Below are 25839 nucleotides of genomic sequence, written 5' to 3'. Positions count from 1 at the left end.
GATGAATACATTACAATTAGTCTGGAAAAACATATCACAACAATGGGGCTCCACGCTGTTAAGTATCATCCTAACCGCATTCGGAGTAGCTATCTTGGTGAGTATCTATATTACCAGTGACACTTTTGAAAAACAACTGGACAGCAATAGCAAACAGGTTGACCTCGTTGTTGGTGCAAAAGGGAGCCCGTTACAATTGATCCTCAGCGCACTGTACCATGTGGACAACCCTACCGGGAACATTAAACTGGCAGAAGCTGAAAAGCTGATGGATAACCCTTTCATTGAAAAAGCTGTACCCATTTCACTGGGAGATAACTTCAAAGGCCACCGTATCGTTGGTACTGACACCAGCTTTATGGGCTTATATGAACTTCAATTGGCCGATGGTCAATTATGGAACAAAAGCTATGAGGTAGTCATAGGCAGTGAAACTGCCCGTAAAAACAAATTGAAATTAGGGGATAAAGTACACGGCGCACATGGTCTGGCCGAAAATGCCCATGTCCACGAAGAACATCCCTTTACAGTTGTCGGAATCCTGAAACCGTCGGGTTCTATCGTAGACAACCTGCTATTGACCAATTTAGAAAGTGTCTGGGATATCCATGGCATCGGTCACGAAGAACATGACCATGAGCACGATCATGTTGCAGAAGCCCACGATCACGACCATGCAGACCATGACCATGACGATCACGGGCATGAACATACAGCTACAGAGACCCATCAACATGATGACCATGCACACGACCATGCAGATCACGAACATGAAGAGATCGTAGCGGAAAAACCTAGCCCCCTTGCTCAAGCAACTCCGGATAGCCTAGTGACAGAACGCCCTAGGTCGGATGTATTCGTAAAGAGCATCGCTGATGATATCGTTCAGGACAAAGGATTGGAGATAACGGCCCTATTGGTCAAATTCAGCTCACCTGCTGCCATTGGTGTGGTCCCTAAGTTGGTCAACCAATCCACAAGCATGCAGGCAGCATCCCCAGCATTGGAAACAGCAAGATTGTTTTCTCTAATGGGTGTAGGCATCGATTCCCTTGAAATCTTGGCCTATGTCATCATGATCATCGCCGGACTGAGCGTATTTATCAGTCTTTATAATGCGCTTAAAGACAGAAAATATGACCTTGCCATCATGAGAACCTTAGGGGCAAGTAAGATTAAACTATTCACCATGTTGATTGTCGAAGGATTGGTAATAACCTTCATTGGCGGTATTGTCGGATTGTTCATTGGTCATATCGGCCTGTACCTGATCAGTACCCAGACCAGTCAGAGTGCAGACTTTATCCAGGCATTCCAGATATATAGTAAAGAATGGTTAATTTTGCTTACGGCTTGTTTAATTGGGGTGATCGCATCCCTTATTCCAGCAGTTAAAGCATACAACACAACAATTTCTACCATTTTAGGTAATAAGTAATGATGAGAAAGTTAATATTTACAGTATTCGTATTGATGATGACAGTGAGCTTTTCTAAAGCTCAAATCGGAAACTATAGCAATGAAACGCAAGTTCCAGATCATACTCCTATGATGAACGGTACTTGGGAAGCCATTGACAAGATGATGTACAAGGTGTCTACCGTGGGTAACAAAAAAGTGTATACCCCGACCTACCCACCTGCATTGAAGAAATTAGAGAACACCGTGGTTGATCTTCCAGGTTACATGGTTCCATTAGTGAGTGGCAGAAACCACAGCACCTATATGCTTTCGGTATTGCCGATCACCCAGTGTCAGTTCTGTGGTACCAATGGTATCCCCCCAATGGTGGAGATCTTTATGAAAAAAGGTACGGTGAAGTTTACGGATGAGCCGATCAAGATCAAAGGAAAGATGAAATTCAATCCTGAACCCTTGAAAGGTAATGCGGAAATTCAGATCGTGGATGCTGAACTCGTGAACTAACGGTTCAGTAAAGCAATTTCTGTACAAGCATACAAAGCAGCCGTTTCTGTGCGAAGTCTGGCCTCCCCAAGAGATACCGGAATAAATCCTGCAGAAATGGCTTTTTCTATTTCAGCGGGCGAGAAATCCCCCTCAGGGCCGATCAAGACCAAATACCGTTGCCCCTTTTCAAATTCCTGATTTAAGTATTTCTTTTCAGCGTCTTCCTCACAATGGGCAATTGCCTTGTTCAGGTCTTTTTCTGATTCAACCTTGCTCAGGAAGGTATCAAAACCTATAGCTTCATTTAGAAGGGGCATATAAGCCTTTAGGGACTGTTTCATCGCCGAGACGATGACTTTGTTCAGACGCTCGGTTTTGACCTCCTTACGCTCGGAATGCTCGCTGATGATGGGCGTAATTTCCTGGATTCCGATCTCGGTCGCCTTTTCCAAGAACCATTCGATACGATCGATGTTCTTGGTCGGTGCCACTGCAATATGTAAATGGTAATCCGGTTTTTGGAATTCTGGAGTATAATTTAAGATTCTCAGCTGCGTCCTTTTGGGATGTGCATCCGCTATCTCAGCTTCATAGAAACCACCTACCCCATCAATCAACTGTACCTGGTCGCCCACGTTCAATCGCAATACACGCACGGCATGCTTGCTTTCTTCCTCAGAAAGTTGAAATAAGCTTTGATCGGGCTTTAAATCCGCTGTATAGAATAAATGCACAATATTATGGATTATTCTTCGTCCTCATCGTTTGGAGTTTCGACAAGGTCCAATTTTACAAATTCAATGTTTTGTTGCGTCTTCTTGATGATGGTAAAACGGTAACCCAATTGTTCCGTACTATCGCCAACATCTGGGATCTTCTCAAAGAGATGTGAAACCAAACCAGCTATCGTATCATAATCTGAACTTTCAGGTAGTTCCAACGGCAAATATCCATTGGCATCATGTACACTGGCACCAGCATCCACCATAAATTCCGTTTCCGAAATCTGCTCTACTACTGGAGTTTCCTCATCATACTCATCCTGGATCTCTCCTACCAATTCTTCCACGATATCTTCCAGCGTTACCATACCAGCCGTTCCTCCAAATTCATCTAGGACAAAAGCAATCTGGATCCGCTTCAATTGGAACTCCGTCATCAAGTCGTTGATCTTTTTGGTTTCAGGAATAAAATATGGCTTACGCATGATGTTCTTCAATACCACATCCTTACCCTTAACAATAAGCGGTAAGATATCTTTGGTATGGACAACACCAATGATCTGGTCAATATTGTCATCATAGATCGGAATACGGGAATAGCCCTCTTCCGTTACGGTATTGATAAACTCTTCTGCCGTATCATCCTTGTCTACTGCAACGATCTTGGTTCGGGGCACCATAATGTTCTTGACGATACGCTCATTGAAATCGAAGACATTCTTGATCAATTCATGTTCTGCATTGTTCAAGGCACCACTCTCTTTTCCTTTCTCCAATAGGTATTGAAGTTCTTCGGATGAATGGCTGGCTTCATGGGCACTCACCTGGATACCGATCAATTTCAACAAGAAATTGGCGAAACCATTCAACAACCAAATAATAGGTCGGAAGACATAATAGAAGAATTGAAGCGGCACGGCCACTTTCATGGTCGTTGCTACAGGTTTTTGGATCGCGATGGACTTAGGTGCCAACTCTCCAAAAACAATATGTAAAAAGGTAATGATACTGAACGCAAGGACATGGCCTAGGTTCGTCGCTAATTTACCGGTAAGTTCAATGTTGAAAAATCCGAAGATCTGGTGTACGATTTGAGTCATTACGGCCTCACCCACCCAACCTAAGGCTAGGGAAGCCAAGGTAATACCCAATTGGGTAGCCGCAAGGTAACCGTCCAAATGATCGGTAATGCTCTTGGCCATCTTGGCAACTTTACTGCCCGATTTGGCCTGGAGCTCTATCTGAGAGGCTCGAACCTTCACAATAGCGAATTCAGCTGCAACGAAAAAACCATTTGCCAGCACTAAAAAGATAGTCCAAAAAATATCAATTGCCATGATTTAGGTTTTTATTAGCGAATTCTTTCTTGTACAATTCTAAACTCTCTAATATAACATTTTGAGCGATAGCTCTTCCACTTATTTTGTTAATAATAACTTTTTTTCCTTCTAGGTTTTTATACTCCAGAAAAAACTGCACGATTTCTTTCATAGTGTGGGGCGGAAGCTCCGAGATATCATTGATATAGTTATAGGCCATATCGTTTTTCGCTACGGCGATAACCTTATCATCCTGATCTCCAGAGTCCGTCATGCTCATCACACCGATTACTTTTGCATCCACGAGGGATGCAGGAACAAGATCCACTGAACATAACACAAGTATATCCAGTGGATCTTTGTCGCCACAGTAACTTTGTGGAATAAATCCATAGTTGCTCGGGTACACCATTGAAGAATGCAATACCCTATCCAACTTGATCATTCCAGAAGCTTTATCAATTTCATATTTGCCTCGGCTGCCTTTGGGGATTTCAATTACTGCTGTAACAGTATTTGGGACATCCTTCCCAGGGGAAACCTGATGCCATGGGTGCTGCTCCTGTCCTAGCCCAACAAGGCTTGAAAACAACAAGAACAGCGACAATAAAATTGAGAGGTCCATGAAAATGGTTACTTAGTCCTAATTTCTTTATTGTAAAGTTCGATACTTTCCATGATGATGTTCTGCGCATAGGCACGACCATAAAGATTCTCGATGGTCACATTCTTGCCCTCAAGGGTTTTATAATCTTGGAAGAAACGAACGATTTCCTTCATCGTGTGAGGAGGAAGTTCAGATAGGTCGTTAATGTAGTTTACCGACATATCGTGTTTCGCAACGGCAATGATTTTGTCGTCTTGTTCACCATTGTCGATCATGTGCATCACACCTACAACTTTCGCTTCGATCATACACATCGGGTAAACATCAACTGAGCATAAAACTAAAATATCCAAAGGATCTTTATCATCGCAATATGTCTGCGGAATGAACCCGTAGTTAGCCGGATACATCACAGAAGAAAACAATACACGGTCTAATTTGATCAAACCACTGTCTTTGTCGATTTCATATTTCGCTTTAGAACCTTTAGGAATTTCGATAATGGCATTTACGGAGTTAGGCAAGTCCTCACCAGGAGACACTTGATGCCAAGGATGTTGTGTACTCATTAAATAATTACTGTTTGTTTATTTCGTTTTTCGTTTTTCTATTCTTAAGCCACTTTTTCAGGAGTGCAATCGCGATAGGTAGGAATGCGATGACGATCAAGGCTACGATGATATATTCAACATAGTCGATGATCCATGGGAATTCTATACCTAAATAATAGCCTGTCAGGGTCAATAAAGACACCCACAACAGCGCTCCCAGCACATTGAACAGCACGAACTTCCTGAAGTTCAGCTGTACTACACCTGCAAAGATGGGTGCAAATGTACGAATAATAGGTACAAATCGTCCAATTATTAATGCTGTTCCACCATATTTCTGGAAAAACTCCTCGGCCATGATCACATATTTCCGTTTGAAAAGTATGGAATCTTTCCGTTTAAAGAGCATGGGACCCGTTCGATGCCCAAACCAATAGCCCGCAAAATTACCGAGTATCCCGGCCGATAAAATCCCAAAATACAATGTAACAATGTCCACATCGATTTTATCCAGCGCACAAAACAGCCCCGCTAAAAACAACAAATAATCCCCTGGGAGAAAAAATCCAAAGAAGAGACCGGTTTCGGCAAAAACTATAAGACAAACGATGTAGAAACCACCGTGACTTAAAAGATATTCAGCATCTAGCAATTGTTGAAAAGACAACAAGTATTCTTGCATAGTAAATTATATTTCCCGCTATCGGATTAAGCTGGGTTTGTTATCGTTGAAATTGCATCCCGAATCTGGTCAGCAATCGTGTTCATGGTGTCTTCCGAAAGCTTCAGCTTTGGTTTTTCAAAGTTCATATCATGCACATGGTTCAATGGAATCAAATGAATATGCGCATGTGCTACTTCTAAACCAACTACCGCTACACCAACTTTTTGACATGGAAATGCCTGCTTGATGCCTTGGGCAACAATCTTGGCAAAAACCCACATCCCCATATATTCCTCATCGTTGATGTCAAAGATATAGTCTGTTTCTTTCTTCGGGATGACTAAAACATGTCCTTCAGTTAGTGGATTTACATCTAAAAAAGCTAAGTAATCATTGCTCTCAGCAACTTTATAAGCAGGAATCTCTCCTGCAACGATTTTAGCGAATATGGTTGACATAAACTATAGTTCAATTTCGTGAGTAACAAAGATAATAATTTTGTGCACATATGAACAGACATTCAGCCCCCTAGAAGCATAAGATTTAACTTCAATGTGACATTTATTGATTTCTTAACAATAAAATAATGACAAATAGGATTTATTACCGGTTTCATCAACCTAAATTACCCCTGTTTGTTGAAGTCATTATTCTATCAAAATTCCCAGCCAATTTTTCTGCATAGTAAGTTTAATGGCTACATCAGCTTACCCTCATTCGAGACATATATTGAAAATTCCGAATATGTCTCGAATAAGAGTAAAGCCATTCCCGAAGCAACTGCCAAAACTCAAATGGATAATAATCTGAATTAAAGGTTAGAAAAGACGCTTCGTAGAACCTTGGAGCAAAAAAAAGCCCCGAAATATCGGGGCTGTAAATTGTAAGAAAAGTGCGGTTATGGCATTACCTTACAATATGCCTTTAAAGATCATTAAAGTTTGTTTTGTTCTAAATTTGTACTATCTTAGCAACATCAAGTTAATTTAAAAAGTTATGGGAATTACTAAATATACACTAACTATTAAATCAATTAATTACCTCAACTTAGGTAGGTAATTGAAACAGAATAAAAATTGTTTAAATCAACTTAAAACAGTTAATTCTTCAAGAATGAAATTGATATTACCCTACGGTATAAAATCAGGTAATAACATAATTATCTCAACATAAAAAATAAAATTCTTCAACAGGTAATAAGTATTGGTTGAATGTTTATCATCACAATATTCCAACTATCTCAATAGACTATCGTCAATAGTTCAAAGAATATAATCATAGAACATCAATGTTGAAGGGGTTCCGCTCGCCACCCTGCTGTGACCTACAATTGAATATTATTCAGGAATGATATCAATGGTTCAAACCAAATTAAAACAGCTTAAAACGTCTTATTTAAGGTCAGATTACTTATCTTTAATTAAAACCTATTGCTATGGAAAAAACAGAAACTAATTATGAATTATTCATTCAACATGTTTTCAATCCTGACATTGTTCAATTCATGTACAATCGTAGGCATATAATCAATGAATGGTCTAGAATTGCTACTATTTTGTTTATCAATGATGTGAAGGGAAAAGATTTGACTCTGGATGAATTCATTGTTATTTATAATGAATTTATAAAAGATTGGGATGATTTTAACAACGGTGGTATTGTTATAGACGTTCTTCAACCTGAATAATTTTTTTATTTATAAACTTGACTTTTGACCAATGTTAGTATACATTTGATTATATAGTAGGAGTGATAAGGATTTGTGTTAGGAGTTTAAATCTATATTTGTTTTCAATCATATTGGGGGTAATGAAAATTTACCCCTTTTCTTTTAAAAAAAAAATCTATATTTGAGGACCAAATTCATTTTATCCACTATTTATAATAAACGGATAAAAATGAAAAAATCAATTTTGGCTATCATTGCAACAGTTGCAATTATGGCATCATGCACAAAAACAACCTATGATGATTCAATCTTAGGTTCATGGGAAAAATCAAATACAACTTTACTGAATGCTTGTGAATCGGATGTTGAACCAACATTTTATAACAAGCTTGAATTTAACAAAGGAAATAAGGCTATTATAGATGGATATAAGACAACTTTCACTTATAATGGAAGTATAGTATGGTTGGATTCACCCTAAAAAATGATTCTACGGTCAATTATATGTATAGATTTGAAGATGGTGATTTACACATCAGTACAAAGGAAAATGGATGTAGATATGACATTGAATATAAAAGGGGTAACTAAAAATTACCCCTTATTTTTTGTTCTAATTTTGTTCTAATTTTGTTCTAAAAGTGATTTTTCACACCAGTTTTCCTTTAATTTTCAAATTTCATAAAATAAAAAACCCCATTTAAATAGCTTTAAACGGGGTTTCAATTTCTTGATATTGTCATGGCGGTTATGGCATCACCGCACATAACCTCTATTTCATTATCTTGAAATCTCCAGAACTTCTAGTTCAAGTTGTCCTGCTGGAACTTCTACCGTTGCGATATCGCCAACCTGCAGTCCTAATAGACCCTGCGCAATCGGTGATTTAACGGATATCTTTCCTGCCTTCAGATCAGCTTCTGTTTCAGAAACCAATTGGTAAGACATGACTGCTCCATTTTTCTTATTCTTTATCTTTACGTAAGACAGTGCCAATACCTTTGAGGTATCTAGACTCGACTCATCGATGATCCTTGCTGATGCCAAAACTTCTTCTAGTTTCGCAATCTTAGCTTCATGAAGTCCTTGAGCTTCTTTCGCGGCATCGTATTCTGCATTCTCGGAAAGGTCTCCTTTATCTCTTGCTTCAGCAATCGCTTTAGCGATATTGGAACGACCTTCTGTTTTTAGATATTGAAGCTCTTCTCTAAGCTTAGTTAATCCTTCTTCTGTGTAATAAGTTACTTCTGCCATAATATGTACCTTTTACCCTCTTTTTATAGTTTTCTAATATTTTAATAAACAAAAAAAAGACAAGACCACACTATCCGCTAATAGGACAACATGGTCTTGCTCTTCTGACGAAGTTATATAATTAAATTTAATAAAACAAATATCTAACTTACATCATCAGTCTCTTCATTGATGAATCTATAGCCCAATCCTCGAACGGTTTGCAAGTAATGAGGCTTGTCAGGATTGGTTTCGATTTTCTTTCTTAAGCGCACAACGTGCATGTCCAAAGTACGGGTATTCACGTTGGAACTATAGCCCCATACCACCTCCATCAATTCTTCGCGGGTGATGTCTCTACCTTTGTTCTGTAAGAAGTGCAAGAGGATTCGGTTTTCAAGGATTGTAAGCTCGATTTTCTTGCCATCCCTGATCAGTGAATGTACATTGGGGTGATGTTCGGTATCACCGAAATGGTAAACCTCGTTCTGGGTTTTAGGCACAAAAAAGCGTACTTTATTCTCGATCATGGCCACTAAAACATCCATATTGAATGGTTTGGTGATATAATCGGTCACGCCGTAGCTATAGGCATCAATTTTATCGATATCTTGGGATTTGGCGGTCATCATAATAATGATGTTCTCAAATCCAGACTTTCTTACGGACTCACATACATCTATCCCTTCTTTACCTGGCAGCATCCAATCCAATAGAACGATATCTGGCTTTTGGTCTAAGATGATTTTCTCAGCTTCCAAGCCATCACTGCATTGAATTACTTGAAAATTTTCGGTCTGTAGACGGTGACTAACCAAGAACCTTAAGTTATCATCATCCTCTACAACGGCAATAGTTATATCTTTATTCATAGTATTCTAAACATTATTTAGGAAAAGTCAAAGTAAAGGTCGTTCCCTCTCCTTCCACACTACTGACTTTGATCTCTCCACCCATAAATTCGGTAATCTCTTTACAAAATGCCAATCCAAGCCCAACACTCCCACCTTGATTGAACTGATTCTTTACTCTATAAAATTTCTTGAATATGTTTTTAAGTTCATTTCTGTTTATCCCAATTCCTTTATCACTAAACTTCATGATAAAGTGCTTTTTAGATTGTTGTACACTAATATCAATAAATTTTCTTGAAACTTCTGAATATTTGTACGCATTATCAATTAAATTCTGGAACACGGAATTCAATAAAACCGGATCTGTATGCATTTTGCTGTCCACATCGATGTGATAGCTCAGGTTCAGATCAGGATATTTAATCCGTGTACCCGCAAATACTTCCTCGCAAAAACTGTTCAAATCAATGTATTCTCCTTTAAATTTTAATGATTTATTTTCTATCTGCGTGAAAGACAGTAACTTATTCATCAAATTATTTAACTTATCAGCTTCCTGATCTAGGATCTTTCCGTACATCGCGCGCTCTTGATCACTTATCTTCTCAGCACTTCGGATATTGTTACCCGCTATCTTGATCACACTGACCGGCGTTTTAAACTCATGGGTCAGGTTATTGATAAAATCATACTGCAATTGGAACAACCTACTATTGATGGAGATATTCCTATAAATCAAATAAATAATCAATAACAAAATTAAATATAATAGGGAAACGCCCAACACTACAGGAAAAAATCTTCTATTGATCTCTCCTCTCAAAAAATGTTCTGAGGAATCAAATTGCAGTTTATAGTCGGATAATGCACCTGGCAACGGCATATCTGTGGAAAGAAAGGCTTTTTCTTCCATCACATTAGGGTCAGCTATGGCCTTGATCCGAATGGTTTCATACAATCTCTTTTGGTTATTGACTATTTTTATCTTCTGAGGATTAACCTTATAGACGAATAAATCTTGGTCAAACGCTACAGGCGCCGTCATTGCCGTCGTATCATCCATCATGGATTTATAGGCGCGAAGGGTATTGACCCGTGGGATGTTCAGATAGGTTATTTTTCCCGGAACCGTATTATAGAAGATCCGATAGATATCATTTTCGCTCAAGGAAGTAGAATCATCCAGGACATCCAAGAAGTTCACCATTTTAATGGCCATGCTGTTGAAGTCATCGGCATTAGGCCTGTTATCTACCGAAGAAAGGCTGGCCTTGATCAATTTATTTTCCTTGTCCAATTTATAGGAAAAGATCGATCGGGGGTAAATCAGGAGGTTTTGAAAGCGTACACCGCGAACGGTGGGGTTCTGATTGGTGAACAGTACGTCATAAAACACCAATTCGTCAACGAATGGATTCTTTCGCAAGACCTTTTCAGAATAATTGCTGGCATGTGTGGAATCGAGGTACCCCTGATAATTGGATACTTCGGAAATATCGTTATTGAAAAAGCTATTAAAGGGTTTTAGGGTCGCATCAAAGACATCGACCTTTCTGTTATAAAACTCAGATTCTACAAAGTTGGACATCATTGTCCTGGCCAAGAAAACTGAAATGATATACAGGACTGTCAAAAAAGCCAAAAAGGCGATCAACAACCCAATGTTTTTCCGGTATTTACTTGCTCTTTTCACCATGTGTGATTACTTCAGGTACACTGCAAGAAACTTCTCTATCTCCTGATAATATTCTACGATATTCTCTTCGTTCCTAAATCTCTTGCCTTCTTCTTTCTTAAAGATATAACGCACTGGAACTTCATTGCCCTTCAATTTACCAACAAATTGATTAGCATCGGTTACCGAACTGTATTTATCTTTTCCACCTTGGAAAAATAGGATAGGGATTCGAACCTTATCAGCATGGAAAATTGGGGAAATCGCTTGAAACAATTCTGGTTCAGTCTCTGGATTTCCAATGATTCTATAGAATAACTGTACGTAATGTTTTAGATGAGGGGGAATTTCCCTGAAATAAGTGAATAGGTTGCTATATCCCGATGAGGATATGGCACATTTATAAAGGGAAGGATTAAATGCAGCAGCATACAGGGCAGAATAACCGCCGAAACCGGTGCCCATAATGGCAATCTTATCCTTATCGGCTATCCCCTGATGGATCAACCAAGCGACACCATCCGTAATATCAGATTGGATCTTACCGCCCCATTCCTTGAAACCTGAGGTCCAAAAGTCCTTACCATAGCCCACTGAACCACGATAGTTCACCTGGAACACGGTGTAGCCACGATTGGCAAGGAACTGAACTTCCGGATCAAACCCCCATTCTGATCTCCTGTTAGGACCATCATGGACCAATACCACAACAGGGCTGTTCTTTCTTTTATTTTTAGGATACGTGATATAGGCATGTATATTCTTGTTGTCCCGAGACAGGAATTCCACTTCCTCCATAGGATTGAACTCCAAATCCTTGAGTTTAGGATTCTCTTCGTTCAACAGTTGGATATCATCCTTTTTCTGATTGTAATAATAGGTTTCTCCAGGATGGATATCGCTATACACACGTACGACAAATCCAGTTAAGCTGCTGTCGCTATCCAAGAAACCGATTTCGGAACCTTTGAATTTCTTTTTCAGCTTTTTATAGACCTGCTCATATTTTTCGTTGAAGATGTTCTTTTTGAACTTATCGATGAAGGAAGTCGCATACAGCATTTCCTGTAGGTTGGCAGAATAGCCCTCTACGCCAAGGTCACCAAGTTTGTTCTCATAGATATTGCGGATTTCTTTGCCATTTTCGGCATCAAACTCCACCAAAGCCATCTTATCTCGGTTCTGATTAGAAAGCGCATAGACATTTTTATCGGAATCCTTTACAAAGCCAAGGGGTACAAAAATGGTTTCGAAATCATTCTTCATGACCTCTTTGAAAGGCTGTCCTTCATGCTTTCGGTACAATAATGACTCCTGTACACTATCACTGGTCAATGCCATCCTTACGACTCCATCAGGAGCTCCGATCCAGCTCACCACATTTCCTGGGTTATGCTGCACCAATTGGGGCTTTCTACCGTCTAGGTAAATCCTATACAGGTCAAACAGCGAGGAATCACGTAAGTTCATCCCAGCCATTAGGCTATTGTCTTTCTCAACAATGGGATAGACCCAGCGCAATCTTGATTTTTCAGGTGAAAATAGAGCTTGTCTTTTTTCGGTCTTCACATCAATCTGGAACATCCTCAAACTATCCGTTGGAGATTGCGTATTGGAAAAGACAATGCGTTTGTTGTCTAGCCAGAAAAAGCTTTGGACATTCAGGTTGACCTGATAAGTAAGTTGTTTGGAAGAATCGGGTTCTTCGAGGTCGAGAATGAAGATATTTTTGCAATGGTCATGCACCCCCAGATAAGCTACCTTGCTTCCATCGGGAGACAGTTTAAAAGAGGTCCTTTCTGGCTTAACGAAAAAGTCCTCTATTGGCACATGTAACTGACCGCCCTGCTCTTGCTTACATGAAACCAAAACCATCATCATAAGTAGAACAGAGAACAAGTAATTTAAATTCATTCTATTTTTTTAGCCTCTAATCAAATATTATAAAAAAATACCGTAAAGTTCCTTTTGCAACCTTAATTTTACAGCTTCAATCAAGCTATAGATTTCTATGTTTTTATACAACGTTTCGATCATCATTGAAGATTCCATTCATCAGGAAGTCATTACTTGGACCAAAGGTCTATTGAATGAGCATCCTGGATTTGCCATTAAACTACTCAAAATGCTCCATTCTCCACACGAAGGGCAAACCTATTGCCTACAGGTGGTATTAAACAATGAAGAAGAGATTGAGAGAATTAGAGAGCAGGTTATTCAGAGGCTTCAGGAATATATTAGCACGCATCATGTAGAAAAGGCTTTTCTGTTTGATAGTATCATGCAATACATCCCCCATAATTAGCCCTTTAGGTTTGCACTATTTTTTGGGTCCCCGTATAATTTGGGGTCGAAGGATACCTTCGGCGAAAGATAGTGCAATAAAACCAAACGTGAATAACGATAATTGAAAGGTGCGAAAATAACGATCGCACTGAAAAGGACAATGATATAGGTCCAAGGAGACTCACTGCCCGTTAAGTAAGCCGTAATTAAGGCTAACATTAACACCTCGCCTACGGAAAAAGCATAGCTAACATACATGGCAGCATAGAAATAGCCGGGTTCTATCTCGAATTTAAATCCACAGTGCGGACAAAATTCGTGCATTTTTTGTTTAGATAGACCATAGGCTGATCCACTATACATATTTCCCGTTCTACACTTCGGGCACTTACTTTGGCAAACAGCTTGAAATTTAGAGATCATTCCTTATTCTTCCACCTGTTTAACCATATTCAATGAATTGGCTGAGCCGGTATTCCTGAATTTCTTATACCAAAGGAACCCTACACCAGCAGCAATCATAAATGGCATTGCTAATAAAAACAAAATCCCATCATTTAGGCCCTTACCTTGGTTATTACCTTCCTGTGTGCTGTTTTCAGCATTCAATGTACACATAGCACATTGTGCTGAACCTGCAGTAGGAACAGCCAACAGTGTAATACTTAGCAAACTAGCAATTAGACCTATTCTGAACTTTTGCATGAAACTCATATTGCAAAGTTAACGTTATTATCCCAATTTTCTTATATGTTTCCCTTAATCAGGCCATTAAATTTCTCCCAGAAGCCATCTTCCGGCAAAGGAGCCTTAATGATCATTTGCTCATCCTTGATGGGATGTACGAAACTCAAGGACCTGGAATGCAAACAAATGGTCCTTCTATGGCTACCACGTTGATATCCATATTTATTGTCTCCAACGATGGGACAGCCCATATATGCGAGTTGGCTTCGGATCTGATGTGTACGGCCCGTCAATGGGTTGACCTTTAGCAAATAATATCCATCTAGGGTACCTACGACCTCATAATTAAGCTCGGCATAACTTCCATTCTTAACCTCGCGGTCATAAGCTTTGGTGACCATCTTTTTTCGATCACGCAGCAACCAATTTTTCAGGGTCCCTTTTGGATGTGGCGGCTTTTCACGAACCAAAGCAAGGTAGGTTTTTTCCACCTTGCGATCATGGAAAAGACGGTTCATGCGATCTAATCCTTTACTGGTTTTCGCAAAAAGGATCATTCCACTCACTGGCCTATCCAAACGATGGATAACCCCTAGAAAAGCTTCGTTTGGTTTATTGTATTTCTTAGCCAAAAACTGCTTGACCATATCCTCCATGGAAGTATCTCCAGATACATCTACCTGAACGATATCACCTCCACGTTTATTGATGGCGATAAAATGATTGTCCTCGAAAAGAACATCTTTCTCTGTAATTCCCATATCCATTATCAAATATAAAAAGCGTCTTTAGCAGACGCTTTTCTATACTTTTTTGACGATCAAATTCTTTAATTATTTAATTGAATTCTGAGCTGCCTCTGCTTCTTCCTTAGCTTTTTTCTTAAAGAAACCTCTTAACAGGAAGTTGCTCTGCAATGCTTCCATGTTTTCATCCAATTTCTCTGTGCTCATATTAAGGTTTCTAAGGATCTGTTTGATTTCATTAGCTGCTTCAGGGTCATTGGTCAACACACCAATGGCGTTATCCTTGTCATTTAAGCGTTCTGAGGTTTTATTTAAGTTTGCCATCAAAGCAGTCGCTGTTTGGGTCACCCCTTGCAATTGTGCTGCTGATTCTCTCAGACTTGCAAACACTGCTGTATCCGTAGATAGCTCATGGATCAGGCCTTGGTTGCTGTTTAGCTTTTTGGTCAATTCCACCAAATTATTGACAGCATGATTGGCCTGCGACATGGTACCATTCAATGAAGCAACAGATTGCCTTAAATTATTGGCAATTGTTTCATCGGTCATCATAGCGCCCACCGCACCTTTTCCTTCGAGCATATTCTTGGAAAGCGCAGCAAAGTTTTTAGTGATCTCCACCAGGTTTTCATTGTTGACCTGCAGGGTTGCCAACATGGCATCCATACCTCCAGAAACACCGGACTTGATTTCATCACCATTCTCAATCTGAGGAAAGGTTTCTGTACCGCCCACAAGACTGATAATAGCATTACCGATCAAACCATCGGAACTCAATGTAGCGATGACGTCTTTACGGATAAATTTGCTGGATTTCTCTTCAACGTTCATGACCACACGAACATTCTCCACACTTTCAAAGCTGATTTCTTTGATAATCCCTACCTTAACACCTGAAAACCAAACGTTATTTCCAACTTTCAAGCCTTTAACATCTTTAAAGTAAGTCGTCACGGTCAGGTTTTTAGAGAATTTGTTCTGTTGTGTTCCAATGACCAAAATCCCTGCAACCAAAATGATTAATCCGATGAAGGTAAACAATCCTACAATTATTGATCGTTTTCTCTCTGATGTTGCCATATATCTTGCTATACTATAAAATTATAATCATAAAAAGGTTTCACTCTCTCATCATCCGTATCAAAGATTTCAGAGAATTTACCTACACGTTCAAATTTGCCATCCAAAAGCATGGCTACCCTATCGCCTACCATTTTTGCACAAGCCAAATCGTGTGTAATGATAATGGAAGAGGTTTTATATCGTTCTTGAACTTCATTGATCAAGGTATTGATATCCAAACAGGTCAAGGGGTCCAATCCAGCTGTTGGCTCATCATACATCATGATATCAGGTCTTAAGATCAGGGTGCGTGCGATACCGATACGTTTTCTCTGACCTCCGGAAAGCTCTGATGGCATTTGATTGATCGTCCTTAAAAGGCCTACTCCATCTAATACATCTTCGACTTCACGGTCAATTTCTGCTCTAGTTAGGTTTCTTTTATTTCTAACCAAGGGAAACTCTAGATTTTCACGCACGGTCATACTATCATAGAGCGCACTGTTTTGGAAGGAGAACCCAATTTTCAAACGCAGATCTCGCAATTCCTTCTCGTTCAATTGGTTTACCACTTCGCCCAACACGGTAATATCACCTTTATCAGGCTTTAACAAACCGGAAATCAGTTTAATCAAAACTGATTTACCAGTACCAGACCTCCCTAGCACCACCAAGTTCTCGCCATTATAGAGTTGCAGGTCAACGTTTCTCAGGACATGTAAATCCCCAAAGGACTTACTTACCCCTTGCACATTGATCACTACATCGTCGTAATTAATATTTACTGGCTTTTTCTGTTCCATAATCCATTATCCCATTAAAGCTAGAACCTGAACGATCAAGAGTTCCTCGATGAACACTATAAACATGGATGCCACAACGGCACTGTTTGCTGCTTTACCCACACCCTCGGTACCTTTTGAAGAATAATAACCTACATAGGTACTAACAAAACCAATGGTAAAACCGAAAACAATGGCGCGGAATACCATGGCGAAAATATCTTTAGGAGCGATAGCTTCAAATACCTGGGTAATAAAGCTTAGAATACTCAACTGATCTTTGGAAATAATACTCAAATAACCACCTGCTAATCCAATTCCGGCAACATAAAAACAGAGGACAGGAATCATAAAAGTTGTGGCCAATATTCGACTCACAATCAGGAACTTGAACGGATTGGTACCTGATACCTCCATGGCATCGATCTGCTCGGTAACATTCATGGAGCTTAATTCTGCACCTATCTGCGACCCTACCTTACCGGATGCAATAAGCGCAGTAACCAATGGGGCCAAGGCCCTTACGATAGCGATGGAAATTAAGGCTGGCAACCATGAGGCGGCACCAAATTCCTCCAGGGAAGGTCGAGATTGCTTTGTAAAAACAAATCCTACAATAAAACCCGTTAAACTTATTAATGGAAATGATTTCCACCCAATTTCATAACATTGTCTAATGATCTCTTTAAACTCGTAAGGTGGACTTACCACTTCGCGAAAAAAACGCATCAGAAAGCGGTGAATCTTCGCAAACTCTAGTAATAAGGACTCAATTTTTTTAGCCATTAACTATGTGATTAACGTGTTTTTCCAATTGCTAATTCGGAAATATTTTGTGGCAAATGTACAAAATTTCTTAATATCCATTCGGAAAGTCTATCCAATATTAGCAGAAACATCAGTAAGAGCAAAAAAGTTTGACAAAATAATTATACAATTAAACCTTTTCTTAAAAGTGGCGGTCATACCTACAAATTATGGTAATAAGATTAAATGGTTTACATATGAAAAATTTAAAAACATCCACAATATATACTGCATTTATGATGATGCTCTTGGGGCTTTTCAGCGTAAATTCAGTATCGGCACAGGGATATCAAGATGTCGATTTTGATGTTTTTCATGAAGAACTGGACCCTTATGGGGATTGGGATCATGATGACGAATATGGCGATGTTTGGTATCCGGATGAAGACGATGACTTTCGTCCTTATGGTACCAATGGATATTGGACCATGACCGAATATGGAAATACCTGGGTCTCCAATTACGATTGGGGATGGGCACCATTTCACTACGGTCGTTGGATCCACAGACCACATAGAGGTTGGGCATGGGTTCCAGGCTATGAATGGGGACCAGCATGGGTAGATTGGCGTAGTGGTGGTGGATATTACGGTTGGGCACCGATGCGTCCTGGCATCAGTGTCAATGTAAGCATCGGTTTACCGCTAGACCTATGGGTATTTATTCCGACTACGCGTATCTATGACCGTTATATCAACAGACATTGGTCTTACGGACGCCGCAATATCTATAATAATACCACGATTATCAACAATACTTATATCGTGAACAACAACCGTTACTATGGAGGTCCTGCTCGCAGAGACATCGAAAGACATATCGGTAGACGCGTTGATGTTAGAAATGTAAGTTTTGATAACAGACGTGGGGCATCACGTGTAAGTCGCAGTTCAGTATCGATGTACCGTCCAGATAGAAACAATCGTTCGGATCGTGCTGTCAGCAGCAGAAGTGGACGCCTTGAAAACAATCGTAGCTCACGTTCTTCTGACAGATCTCCTGCCAATCGCGTAGAGAACAGGTCAGGACGTAGCCAAAGCGGAAGAAGTAATTCTGACTACAGAATCACTAGAAATGCGAAGGGGCAACGTGAAATGCATATTGGAAACGGCAATTCAAACCGTAGCAATAGAGAAGCAACCACGAATTCACGTTCTGGAAGAGTAGAGCGAGGAAACACAAACAACAACAACAGAGACCGTCAGCCTTCTTCTCGCGGACGCGTTTCAATGGATCGTCCTGCTTCTAGAAATGAATCAATGAACCGCAGTTCTAGACCAACTAGAAATGAGTCTATGGACCGCAGCTCTAGATCGACCAGAAATGAATCGATGAACCGCAGCTCTAGACCAACTAGAAACGAGTCCATGAACCGCAGTTCTAGACCGGCTAGAAATGAGTCGATGAACCGCAGCTCTAGACCGGCTAGAAATGAGTCGATGAACCGTAGCCAGCAAAGGCAGTCTGCTCCACAGAGAGAACAACGCCAACCTAGAATGCAACAGGAATCTAGGTCGCAAAATAGAGTATTTCAAACACGCAACTCCGAAAGACCACAAAGTCGTCCTTCGGTACAACGTAGTTCAAATCATGAATCTAGATCATCTTCAAGACCACAATCAAACCAACGTTCTGAACGTGGTTCAGGTCGAGGAAATAGAGGATAAATTTTTATATTTAGTTGAAACAATTTGTTAAAGCGGGCTGATCTTGATCAGCCCGCTTTGTTTTTTTACTCGACGACTTAGCCAAGCTAAGACCTGAATGACTAGAAATCTGTGGTTAGTATTTAATCCAAAAGGAGATGATTTTTTGTTTTGTTGTGGATAAAAAGGCATTTTTGTTCCTGCTTTTTGTTAACTTCAATTCAAGCACAAGCATAATTTTTTTAAGGAATGGCAAAACTTACCTCCATTTTAGACAATGATTTTTACAAATTCACCATGCAATATGCCGTGGTGAAACTCTTTCCAAAGGCGAAAGCACGTTATCAATTTATCAACCGTGGGAAGCATGAGTTTCCGGCGGGCTTTGCCGAAAAACTGAGGGAAGCTGTAAATCAATTGGCAAACTTGAAGCTTACGGTTGCAGAAAAAAACTTTTTTGCAAAGACCTGTCCTTATATCGACCCGACTTATTTTGATTTCCTACAAGGCTATCATTTTGACCCAGATGAAGTCAAGATTACACAAAATGGCCCCGATCTATCGGTAAAGGTCGAAGGCTATTGGTATAGGACCATTTTATGGGAGGTGCCCCTGATGGCATTGATCTGTGAAACCTATTATGAAGTAACTGGACAAAAAAGGGTGGATGATGCTGAGGTCATGAATATTGTTCATGAAAAGATGTACAAATACGATAAGCTCAACATTACGATTGCAGACTTTGGGACCCGTAGACGCCACTCCTATGCCGTGCATGACTTGGTGATCAAAGCCTTGAAGGAGCATCCTTCCAAGACATTTATCGGCACGAGCAATGTGCATTTCGCCATGAAATACCATACTAAGCCAATCGGTACACATGCCCATGAATGGTTTATGTTCCATGCCGCAAAATATGGCTACAAGATGGCCAACCTCTTAGGCTTGGAGAACTGGTCGGATGTTTACCGTGGCGATTTAGGGATCGCCCTTTCGGACACCTATACTACAGAGGTTTTCTTCAAACAGTTTGACAAAAAGCTAAGTAAGCTATTTGATGGGGTCAGACATGATAGTGGCGATGCGATTGAATTTGCGCAAAAGACTATTGACCACTATAACAGTAAAGGAATCAATCCGCTCAACAAGACCATCATCTTTTCTGATGGACTGGATTATGAGAAGGTCGTAAAGATTGTCAATTTCTGTCAGGATAAAATCGGTCATTCATTTGGTATCGGAACAGACTTCACCAATGATGTCGGTCTGTCGAGGATGAATATCGTAATCAAGATGACGGAAGCCTTTCCAGATGAAGGCGAATGGACTCCTGTAATCAAGCTGTCGGATGAACCTAACAAACATACCGGTGACCCCGAGGAAATAAAAATGGCGAAACGTTTCTTAAATATCGCAAACCATGAATAGAGATGTTTATGGTGAAGCGCTATATGATTATCATGCTGTAGGCAAGCTAAATGAACCTCTCCTATTGCACAGCAGCTATGGCGATATTGAAGAAATGCCCATTGAAGTGTTTTTCAGGGAAGAGGAAGATATTCCGGAGCTGGAATTTATTGCGCTATCCCTTTGCGACGGCAAGGTCCTGGATGTTGGCGCAGGTGCCGGAGTACATGCATTGTACCTGCAAGAGAAGGGATTTGAGGTCGATGCCATGGAAATCTCGGAGACAGCCTGCAAGATCATGGAAAAGCGCGGTGTAAACCATGTCATCCATGCTGATTTCTTTAAGTTCTCGGATAAAAAATATGATACCCTATTGTTCTTGATGAACGGAATAGGGATCGCCGAAACCCTAGATGGATTCAGGAATCTTCTAAAACATTCAAAAAAGCTGCTTACCGATAAAGGACAGCTTATTTTCGACAGTTCCGATATTTCCTACCTCTATGAGGAGTATAGGATTGCCAGACCAGAACACTACTTCGGTGAGATCAACTTTCAATACGAATACAAGGGTAACCTTGGACAGCCTTTCAAATGGCTTTACATCGACCAACAAACCTTGATCAAAATAGCCCATGAAGAGAATTGGGTTGTGCAGGTCCTATTTGAAGATGATAATGATCAGTATTTGCTGAGGATGGAGCCTAGAGGAGATATGAGTATTGAGATGTGAGGTCGGGATATGAGTATTGAGATGTGAGATATGAGATAGAAAGGCGCTACGACAGATGTGAGTATTGAGATTTGAGATTTGAGATAGAAAGGCGCTAAGAGAGATGTGAGTATTGGTATATGAGATTTGAGATCATACAGGTTTCAAATTTAATATATCAAATCTCACATCTCATATCTCAATACTGACTAAAAAAAATATCCCCGAGAGATCGGGGATATTTTTTTAGTCGATATAGTCAAATCCAACATAAGGGACCAGAACTTCTGGGATCTTGATTCCTTTTTCGGTTTGATTGTTTTCTAAGAGTGTTGCTACGATTCTAGGTAAAGCCAATGCGGAACCATTTAAGGTGTGCGCCAATTGGGTCTTGCCATCCTCGCCTTTGAAACGAACTTTAAGACGGTTTGCTTGGTAAGTTTCAAAGTTTGATACTGAGGATACTTCTAACCATCGTTCTTGTGCCGCTGAATAGGTTTCCATATCGTAGGTCATGGCAGATGTAAAGCTCATATCACCTCCGCATAAACGTAAAACGCGGTATGGCAATCCTAACTTCTGCAATAAAGATTGTACATAGCTACTCATCTCCTCTAACGTTTCGTAGGATTTCTCAGGATTAACGATCTGAACCAATTCAACTTTATCAAATTGGTGCAATCTGTTCAAACCACGGACATGCGCGCCATAAGATCCCGCTTCTCTGCGGAAACATGGGGTATAGCCACAATGTTTGATAGGGAAATTCTCACTTTTAACAATGGTATCACGGTAAATATTTGTGATTGGCACCTCTGCAGTTGGAATCAGATAAAAGTCGTCGTTTGTGACATGGTACATCTGACCTTCTTTATCAGGTAATTGACCAGTTGCATAGGCAGAATCTTCATTCACTACAATAGGGACCTGAACCTCACGGTAGCCCATTTTAGCAGCTTCATCCAAGAAGAAGTTAATCAATCCTCGTTGCAAACGGGCGCCCTTTCCTTTATACACTGGAAAACCAGCACCGGTGATCTTAGTACCTAATTCGAAGTCAATGATATCGTATTTAGCTGCTAATTCCCAGTGAGGCAATGCTCCTTCAGGTAACTGAGGGACCGTTCCATTTTCTAGAACAACTTCATTATCTTCTGGAGTCAATCCAGCAGGAACCAGTTTATAAGGCAGATTCGGCAATTGGATCAACTTATCGTGCAGTTCTTTTTCGATTTTATCCAATGCTTCTGAAAGCTCTTTGATTTGCTCTTTATATGATGCAGAACGCGATTTTATTGCTTCAGCTTCCTCTTTCTTACCTTGACGCATCAAGTCTCCAATTTGCTTAGCGGACGAGTTTGCCTCAGCTGCAATAGAGTCAGATTGATTTTGAGTTTTGCGACGTTGTTCGTCTAAAGCAATGATCTGATCGACCAATTCTACTTCGTTGAAATTCTTAACTCCAAGCCTTTCAACTACATGGTCCCGATTTTCGCGGATGTAATTTAATTGCAACATATAATTATGCTTTTTTATTTGTAACGTGAGCAAAGATAAGAAGACCTCCGCAATTAATAAACTTGAATTTGTAGCCTATCCATTTTTAGAATCCATGCAATTTTGTATCATTGCATCATGAAAAACAGATGGTTTCTTTTCTTATGCCTTGGTATCTTGTACCTTATGCCCCTAGAATTGCTGGCGCAAAACACAATTATTAAGGACTTTACAGTTAAGGAAAACCTTTCGCAGAATGGAAAATTAGCGATAATTGCCATCGATACCGCTGAAAAAACGGACAATACGGTCAACGGCAATTATAATTTCACCATCAATGGTTTTTCGCAGGAACTGAAATTTACCGATGGTGTGGCTGTTACAAGCAATCCCATTGAATCTTCAACCTTTGTGTTTTTTAAGCATAAATTCGCAGGTTCTGATTTAGGGAAACTTTTTTTCTTGCGGGTGACCGACAAAGGCATTACCCCTTATAAAATCAGTGGATTTCTTTTGATCATTATTCCCTTGTTGATCCTGTACATTGCCTATAAGTTCAAGCGCTTCTTGATTACCCTGTTAATTCTAGCTGCTATTTATTTCTACCTGAACTATAGCAAAGGATTGGATGTTCGACAGTTGATCGAAAGCAGTATCATGGGATTGAAAGGCCTGCTCTAGAACGGCATCCCTACCCCGAAATTGTATTGGATAAAGCTATATCGGTCTGGCCAGTTGGTCTGATAATAATCCTGTTTGAATTTCTTGGCATTGAAGAAGTCCTTGATAACCCATTGATCCGAACCTGAAAACTGTGGATCTTTCAGTTTAAGACCTGCATCTAAACGGATAATAAAATAATCGAGGTCGACACGAAGACCGAAACCAGTGCCCAGTGCAATTTGCGAAAGGAATTTATCCCCACGGAACTCCCCATTAGGATTGATGATATCTTCACGGATCCTCCATACGTTTCCAGCATCTAAAAATGTGGCTCCATTTAACTTGGCCCCAAAGAAATTGTTCAGCATGCGGAAGCGAAATTCAGCATTGGTTTCCAACTTTATTTCACCAAGCTGATCGAGGTTTCTCAGGTTTACACGGAATTCAGGATTGATGGAAGAACGGTTATAGCCCCCTGGACCCAGCGTACGGGCCTGCCAAGCACGGATACCATTCATACCCCCTGCAAAGAAACTCTTTTCAAAAATCATGTTCAGGGAGGAGTTGTTACCATAAGGAACCGCAACACCGGAGTTGACCCGAAACACAAACTGTTTATTTCCGCCCAGATGTCTGTACCAACGATAGTCTATTTCACCTTTCACATATTGTAGAAATGGCACCCCAAAGATCAGCTTCTCGCCGTCTTGATTCTGCTTGAATTTCATGACATTCCCAAACACACCTAACAGATTTCCACTGACATCGACCGCTCCCCTGAAATAACTGAAGTTTTCTTTGGTTGTTAATTTTGGTCCATTGTAGGTATAGGCATACTGTGCACCTAAGCCAAAGTATTTACGGTCATTGCTTCGAACATATAGGCCATAGCCCTGATCGATCAGGCTCTGTTTAAATTCTTCGTTCAACTGTCCGTGTCTATACTCGATAACCACCGGAGTCAGACTATGCATCTTATTGGTTGCCTCATACCAGATGTAGTTTAAGCTATTGATCCAATACCTGTTGGCATAGGTTTGATCCTGAAAGAACAATTGCAAACTAGATGAAAAGGTGGTTCTAGGCAAACCGTAACGACCTACGCTACGAACCCGGAAAGGGGTCAATAACCTAGGAAAGGACAGGTTAACCCCTACCTGAAAGTCATTGTTAAAGATCTTATCGGCCAAGCTACCCGGCAACCTGGAATCAAAAAGTACTCCATAGCGCATTTTGACCTCAATGGTTTCCGATCCACCGAAGACATTTCGATGGGAGAAGGTATTCCCCACGTTAAAACCGCTCATTCCAGAGCTGAAAGTAAATTCGCCTTCAATCTGGTTGCTCATGGCAGAACGTGGCACCACATTATAATGGACATCCAATTTATTGGAATCTTTTTGCTGGTAATTGATCTTTACCGATCGGAAACCATTCATTTCATATAACCGGTCGTAGGCCAATTCCTCATTCGCACTATTGAACTTTTGTCCTGTTCTCAGGAATGCATATCTGGATAACGGTCTTAGTTTAAAATTGCCGGTTTGATCGGTATAGAAAATCTTGGTCAGGCTGTCAAATTTACCCTCAGAATTCTTCTTTAATTCCGGATCGGCAGCTTCAACCGTAAAGTACACACTGTCAATATAATAAATCTTATGTTTAGTTGAATCTTCTCTATTGGACACCTGGATCAATAAATCAGCTTGATTTTCCAAATCAATGGTATCAATTCCAGCCCGCATATATTGCCTTAGGTAATCATAGTATCCCGATTCTCTCATATTGGTATATAAGCGCTCTCGTTCTAGGTAAAGATCAGAAGCATCATAGCGTTTTCCTGATTTCAGAGGACTAATTGGGACGACCTTTTCTTGATAGATGGAATCGACGGCGGGGTCCTCTACTGTCCTATCGATTTCCCGAATGGTATAAGGGTTTCCCAGGTTCGCATTGAAGTTGATTTTTGCTTTCTTTTTATTGAATTCTATCTGCGGTTCAACCTTGGCATTAAAATAACCTTTGGTTTGGAGGAAGCGTTGAATTTGGGTCGCCGATAGCTCGACTACCGCAGAGTCTAGGATTCTCGGTGCCTCACCGACATTTTTTATTTTTTCAGTTTTATATTGACCGTCTCGGGTATTGAACATGTTATAGATGGTCAGATAGAGCGGAGAATTCGGACGAATTTCATTGGCCACGTACATGCCAGCGGGTTCTTTCAATTCGGGAGTTACGCCATTTAGATCGACATCTGTGACCAGGTATTGATTGTCGTCGAGGTATTTCGCAGATCGACAGGACGCAATAATTAGCGACAAAAACGTTATACTTGCAAAAAA

The 25839-nt window shown here is 40.2% G+C and carries 27 protein-coding genes; 9 read left to right on the top strand and 18 right to left on the bottom strand.

Annotated elements, in window-relative coordinates; translation table 11 throughout:
- Position 1 precedes the first annotated feature (1 nt).
- Together NLF99_RS17385 and NLF99_RS17380 are read left to right on the top strand one after the other, a co-directional pair.
- On the top strand, positions 2-1438 hold the full coding sequence (locus NLF99_RS17385; protein ID WP_254529787.1) for an ABC transporter permease: 1437 nt from the start codon (positions 2-4) through the stop codon (positions 1436-1438).
- Complete coding sequence (locus NLF99_RS17380; protein ID WP_237219546.1) at positions 1438-1926, top strand: hypothetical protein; 489 nt, start codon at positions 1438-1440, stop codon at positions 1924-1926. The genes NLF99_RS17385 and NLF99_RS17380 overlap by 1 nt, the downstream gene beginning before the upstream one ends.
- Here the strand turns inward: NLF99_RS17380 and NLF99_RS17375 are convergent.
- From NLF99_RS17375 to NLF99_RS17350, 6 genes are read right to left on the bottom strand one after another with little or no spacing between them, the layout of a single operon-like run.
- Entirely contained in the window at positions 1923-2642 is a 720-nt protein-coding gene (locus NLF99_RS17375) for a 16S rRNA (uracil(1498)-N(3))-methyltransferase (protein ID WP_254529785.1), read from the bottom strand. The two genes, NLF99_RS17380 and NLF99_RS17375, sit on opposite strands and share 4 nt — an antisense overlap.
- An 11-nt stretch (positions 2643-2653) precedes the next feature.
- Positions 2654-3967, bottom strand: coding sequence for a hemolysin family protein (locus tag NLF99_RS17370; RefSeq protein ID WP_185218226.1), 1314 nt, complete (start codon positions 3965-3967; stop codon positions 2654-2656).
- A complete protein-coding gene (locus NLF99_RS17365; RefSeq protein ID WP_185210507.1) occupies positions 3957-4574 on the bottom strand; it encodes an inorganic diphosphatase in 618 nt (205 codons plus the stop codon). Before NLF99_RS17365 ends, NLF99_RS17370 begins: the two co-directional genes overlap by 11 nt.
- Positions 4575-4582: 8 nt before the next feature.
- Positions 4583-5125, bottom strand: coding sequence for an inorganic diphosphatase (locus NLF99_RS17360; protein WP_093098881.1), 543 nt, complete (start codon positions 5123-5125; stop codon positions 4583-4585).
- A gap of 7 nt (positions 5126-5132) precedes the next feature.
- A complete protein-coding gene (locus NLF99_RS17355) occupies positions 5133-5789 on the bottom strand; it encodes a DedA family protein (RefSeq protein WP_185210508.1) in 657 nt (218 codons plus the stop codon).
- Between the two features lie 26 nt (positions 5790-5815).
- Positions 5816-6229: an HIT family protein gene (locus NLF99_RS17350; RefSeq protein ID WP_185210509.1), complete on the bottom strand. Its 414-nt coding sequence runs from the start codon at positions 6227-6229 to the stop codon at positions 5816-5818.
- A gap of 977 nt (positions 6230-7206) precedes the next feature.
- On the opposite strand from NLF99_RS17350, the gene NLF99_RS17345 reads away from it, so the two are divergent.
- Both NLF99_RS17345 and NLF99_RS17340 read left to right on the top strand, forming a co-directional pair.
- Positions 7207-7458 carry a hypothetical protein gene (locus tag NLF99_RS17345; protein WP_185210510.1) on the top strand — a complete coding sequence of 84 codons (252 nt, stop codon included), beginning with the start codon at positions 7207-7209 and terminating at the stop codon, positions 7456-7458.
- A 211-nt stretch (positions 7459-7669) separates the two neighbouring features.
- Entirely contained in the window at positions 7670-7921 is a 252-nt protein-coding gene (locus NLF99_RS17340; RefSeq protein ID WP_254529783.1) for a hypothetical protein, read from the top strand.
- A gap of 299 nt (positions 7922-8220) precedes the next feature.
- On the opposite strand, the gene greA is transcribed toward NLF99_RS17340, so the two are convergent.
- From greA to NLF99_RS17320, 4 genes are all read right to left on the bottom strand, one after another.
- Complete coding sequence (gene greA / locus NLF99_RS17335) at positions 8221-8694, bottom strand: transcription elongation factor GreA (protein WP_093098877.1); 474 nt, start codon at positions 8692-8694, stop codon at positions 8221-8223.
- A gap of 143 nt (positions 8695-8837) precedes the next feature.
- Positions 8838-9545 (bottom strand): response regulator transcription factor, encoded by a 708-nt coding sequence (locus tag NLF99_RS17330; RefSeq protein ID WP_093098875.1) that lies wholly within the window; start codon positions 9543-9545, stop codon positions 8838-8840.
- 13 nt (positions 9546-9558) lie between these two features.
- On the bottom strand, positions 9559-11223 hold the full coding sequence (locus NLF99_RS17325) for a sensor histidine kinase KdpD (protein ID WP_214648497.1): 1665 nt from the start codon (positions 11221-11223) through the stop codon (positions 9559-9561).
- A 6-nt stretch (positions 11224-11229) separates the two neighbouring features.
- Positions 11230-13116 carry a prolyl oligopeptidase family serine peptidase gene (locus NLF99_RS17320; protein ID WP_185218230.1) on the bottom strand — a complete coding sequence of 629 codons (1887 nt, stop codon included), beginning with the start codon at positions 13114-13116 and terminating at the stop codon, positions 11230-11232.
- Between the two features lie 97 nt (positions 13117-13213).
- Between NLF99_RS17320 and NLF99_RS17315 the strand changes: the two genes are divergently transcribed.
- Positions 13214-13507, top strand: a complete 294-nt coding sequence (locus NLF99_RS17315) for a DUF4286 family protein (protein WP_185210514.1) — start codon at positions 13214-13216, stop codon at positions 13505-13507.
- Here the strand turns inward: NLF99_RS17315 and NLF99_RS17310 are convergent.
- The 6 genes from NLF99_RS17310 to NLF99_RS17285 all read right to left on the bottom strand — a co-directional run bounded on the left by NLF99_RS17310 (position 13504) and on the right by NLF99_RS17285 (position 17551).
- The gene (locus NLF99_RS17310; RefSeq protein WP_254529781.1) at positions 13504-13851 is read right to left on the bottom strand and encodes a DUF983 domain-containing protein; all 348 of its coding nucleotides are present in this window, start codon (positions 13849-13851) and stop codon (positions 13504-13506) included. The genes NLF99_RS17315 and NLF99_RS17310 overlap by 4 nt on opposite strands.
- A gap of 63 nt (positions 13852-13914) precedes the next feature.
- On the bottom strand, positions 13915-14193 hold the full coding sequence (locus NLF99_RS17305) for a hypothetical protein (RefSeq protein WP_254529779.1): 279 nt from the start codon (positions 14191-14193) through the stop codon (positions 13915-13917).
- Positions 14194-14234: 41 nt separating this feature from the next.
- The gene (locus NLF99_RS17300) at positions 14235-14936 is read right to left on the bottom strand and encodes an RluA family pseudouridine synthase (RefSeq protein ID WP_185210518.1); all 702 of its coding nucleotides are present in this window, start codon (positions 14934-14936) and stop codon (positions 14235-14237) included.
- 72 nt (positions 14937-15008) lie between these two features.
- Positions 15009-16001 (bottom strand): MlaD family protein, encoded by a 993-nt coding sequence (locus tag NLF99_RS17295; protein ID WP_254529777.1) that lies wholly within the window; start codon positions 15999-16001, stop codon positions 15009-15011.
- Positions 16002-16009: 8 nt separating this feature from the next.
- Positions 16010-16786 (bottom strand): ABC transporter ATP-binding protein, encoded by a 777-nt coding sequence (locus NLF99_RS17290; protein ID WP_185210529.1) that lies wholly within the window; start codon positions 16784-16786, stop codon positions 16010-16012.
- 6 nt (positions 16787-16792) lie between these two features.
- Positions 16793-17551: an ABC transporter permease gene (locus NLF99_RS17285; protein ID WP_093098864.1), complete on the bottom strand. Its 759-nt coding sequence runs from the start codon at positions 17549-17551 to the stop codon at positions 16793-16795.
- Positions 17552-17769: 218 nt separating this feature from the next.
- On the opposite strand from NLF99_RS17285, the gene NLF99_RS17280 reads away from it, so the two are divergent.
- From NLF99_RS17280 to NLF99_RS17270, 3 genes are all read left to right on the top strand, one after another.
- Positions 17770-19239 carry a DUF6600 domain-containing protein gene (locus NLF99_RS17280; RefSeq protein WP_254529774.1) on the top strand — a complete coding sequence of 490 codons (1470 nt, stop codon included), beginning with the start codon at positions 17770-17772 and terminating at the stop codon, positions 19237-19239.
- 228 nt (positions 19240-19467) lie between these two features.
- Complete coding sequence (pncB, locus tag NLF99_RS17275) at positions 19468-20646, top strand: nicotinate phosphoribosyltransferase (protein WP_254529772.1); 1179 nt, start codon at positions 19468-19470, stop codon at positions 20644-20646.
- Positions 20639-21358, top strand: a complete 720-nt coding sequence (locus NLF99_RS17270; RefSeq protein WP_185210535.1) for a bifunctional 2-polyprenyl-6-hydroxyphenol methylase/3-demethylubiquinol 3-O-methyltransferase UbiG — start codon at positions 20639-20641, stop codon at positions 21356-21358. The genes pncB and NLF99_RS17270 overlap by 8 nt, the downstream gene beginning before the upstream one ends.
- 225 nt (positions 21359-21583) lie before the next feature.
- Here NLF99_RS17270 and serS read toward each other — a convergent pair whose 3' ends face one another.
- Complete coding sequence (gene serS / locus NLF99_RS17265) at positions 21584-22855, bottom strand: serine--tRNA ligase (RefSeq protein ID WP_254529770.1); 1272 nt, start codon at positions 22853-22855, stop codon at positions 21584-21586.
- A 117-nt stretch (positions 22856-22972) separates the two neighbouring features.
- Here serS and NLF99_RS17260 point away from each other — a divergent pair, with 117 nt between their 5' ends.
- Positions 22973-23515 (top strand): hypothetical protein, encoded by a 543-nt coding sequence (locus NLF99_RS17260; RefSeq protein ID WP_185210538.1) that lies wholly within the window; start codon positions 22973-22975, stop codon positions 23513-23515.
- Here NLF99_RS17260 and NLF99_RS17255 read toward each other — a convergent pair.
- A complete protein-coding gene (locus NLF99_RS17255) occupies positions 23512-25818 on the bottom strand; it encodes a BamA/TamA family outer membrane protein (protein ID WP_254529768.1) in 2307 nt (768 codons plus the stop codon). The two genes, NLF99_RS17260 and NLF99_RS17255, sit on opposite strands and share 4 nt — an antisense overlap.
- Positions 25819-25839: the final 21 nt, after the last annotated feature.

This window comes from Sphingobacterium sp. LZ11T8 (genome assembly GCF_024261425.1).
GTDB lineage: Bacteria > Bacteroidota > Bacteroidia > Sphingobacteriales > Sphingobacteriaceae > Sphingobacterium.
Note: the sequence above shows the minus strand (reverse complement) of the source record. Positions and strands in the feature narration are given on the sequence as shown.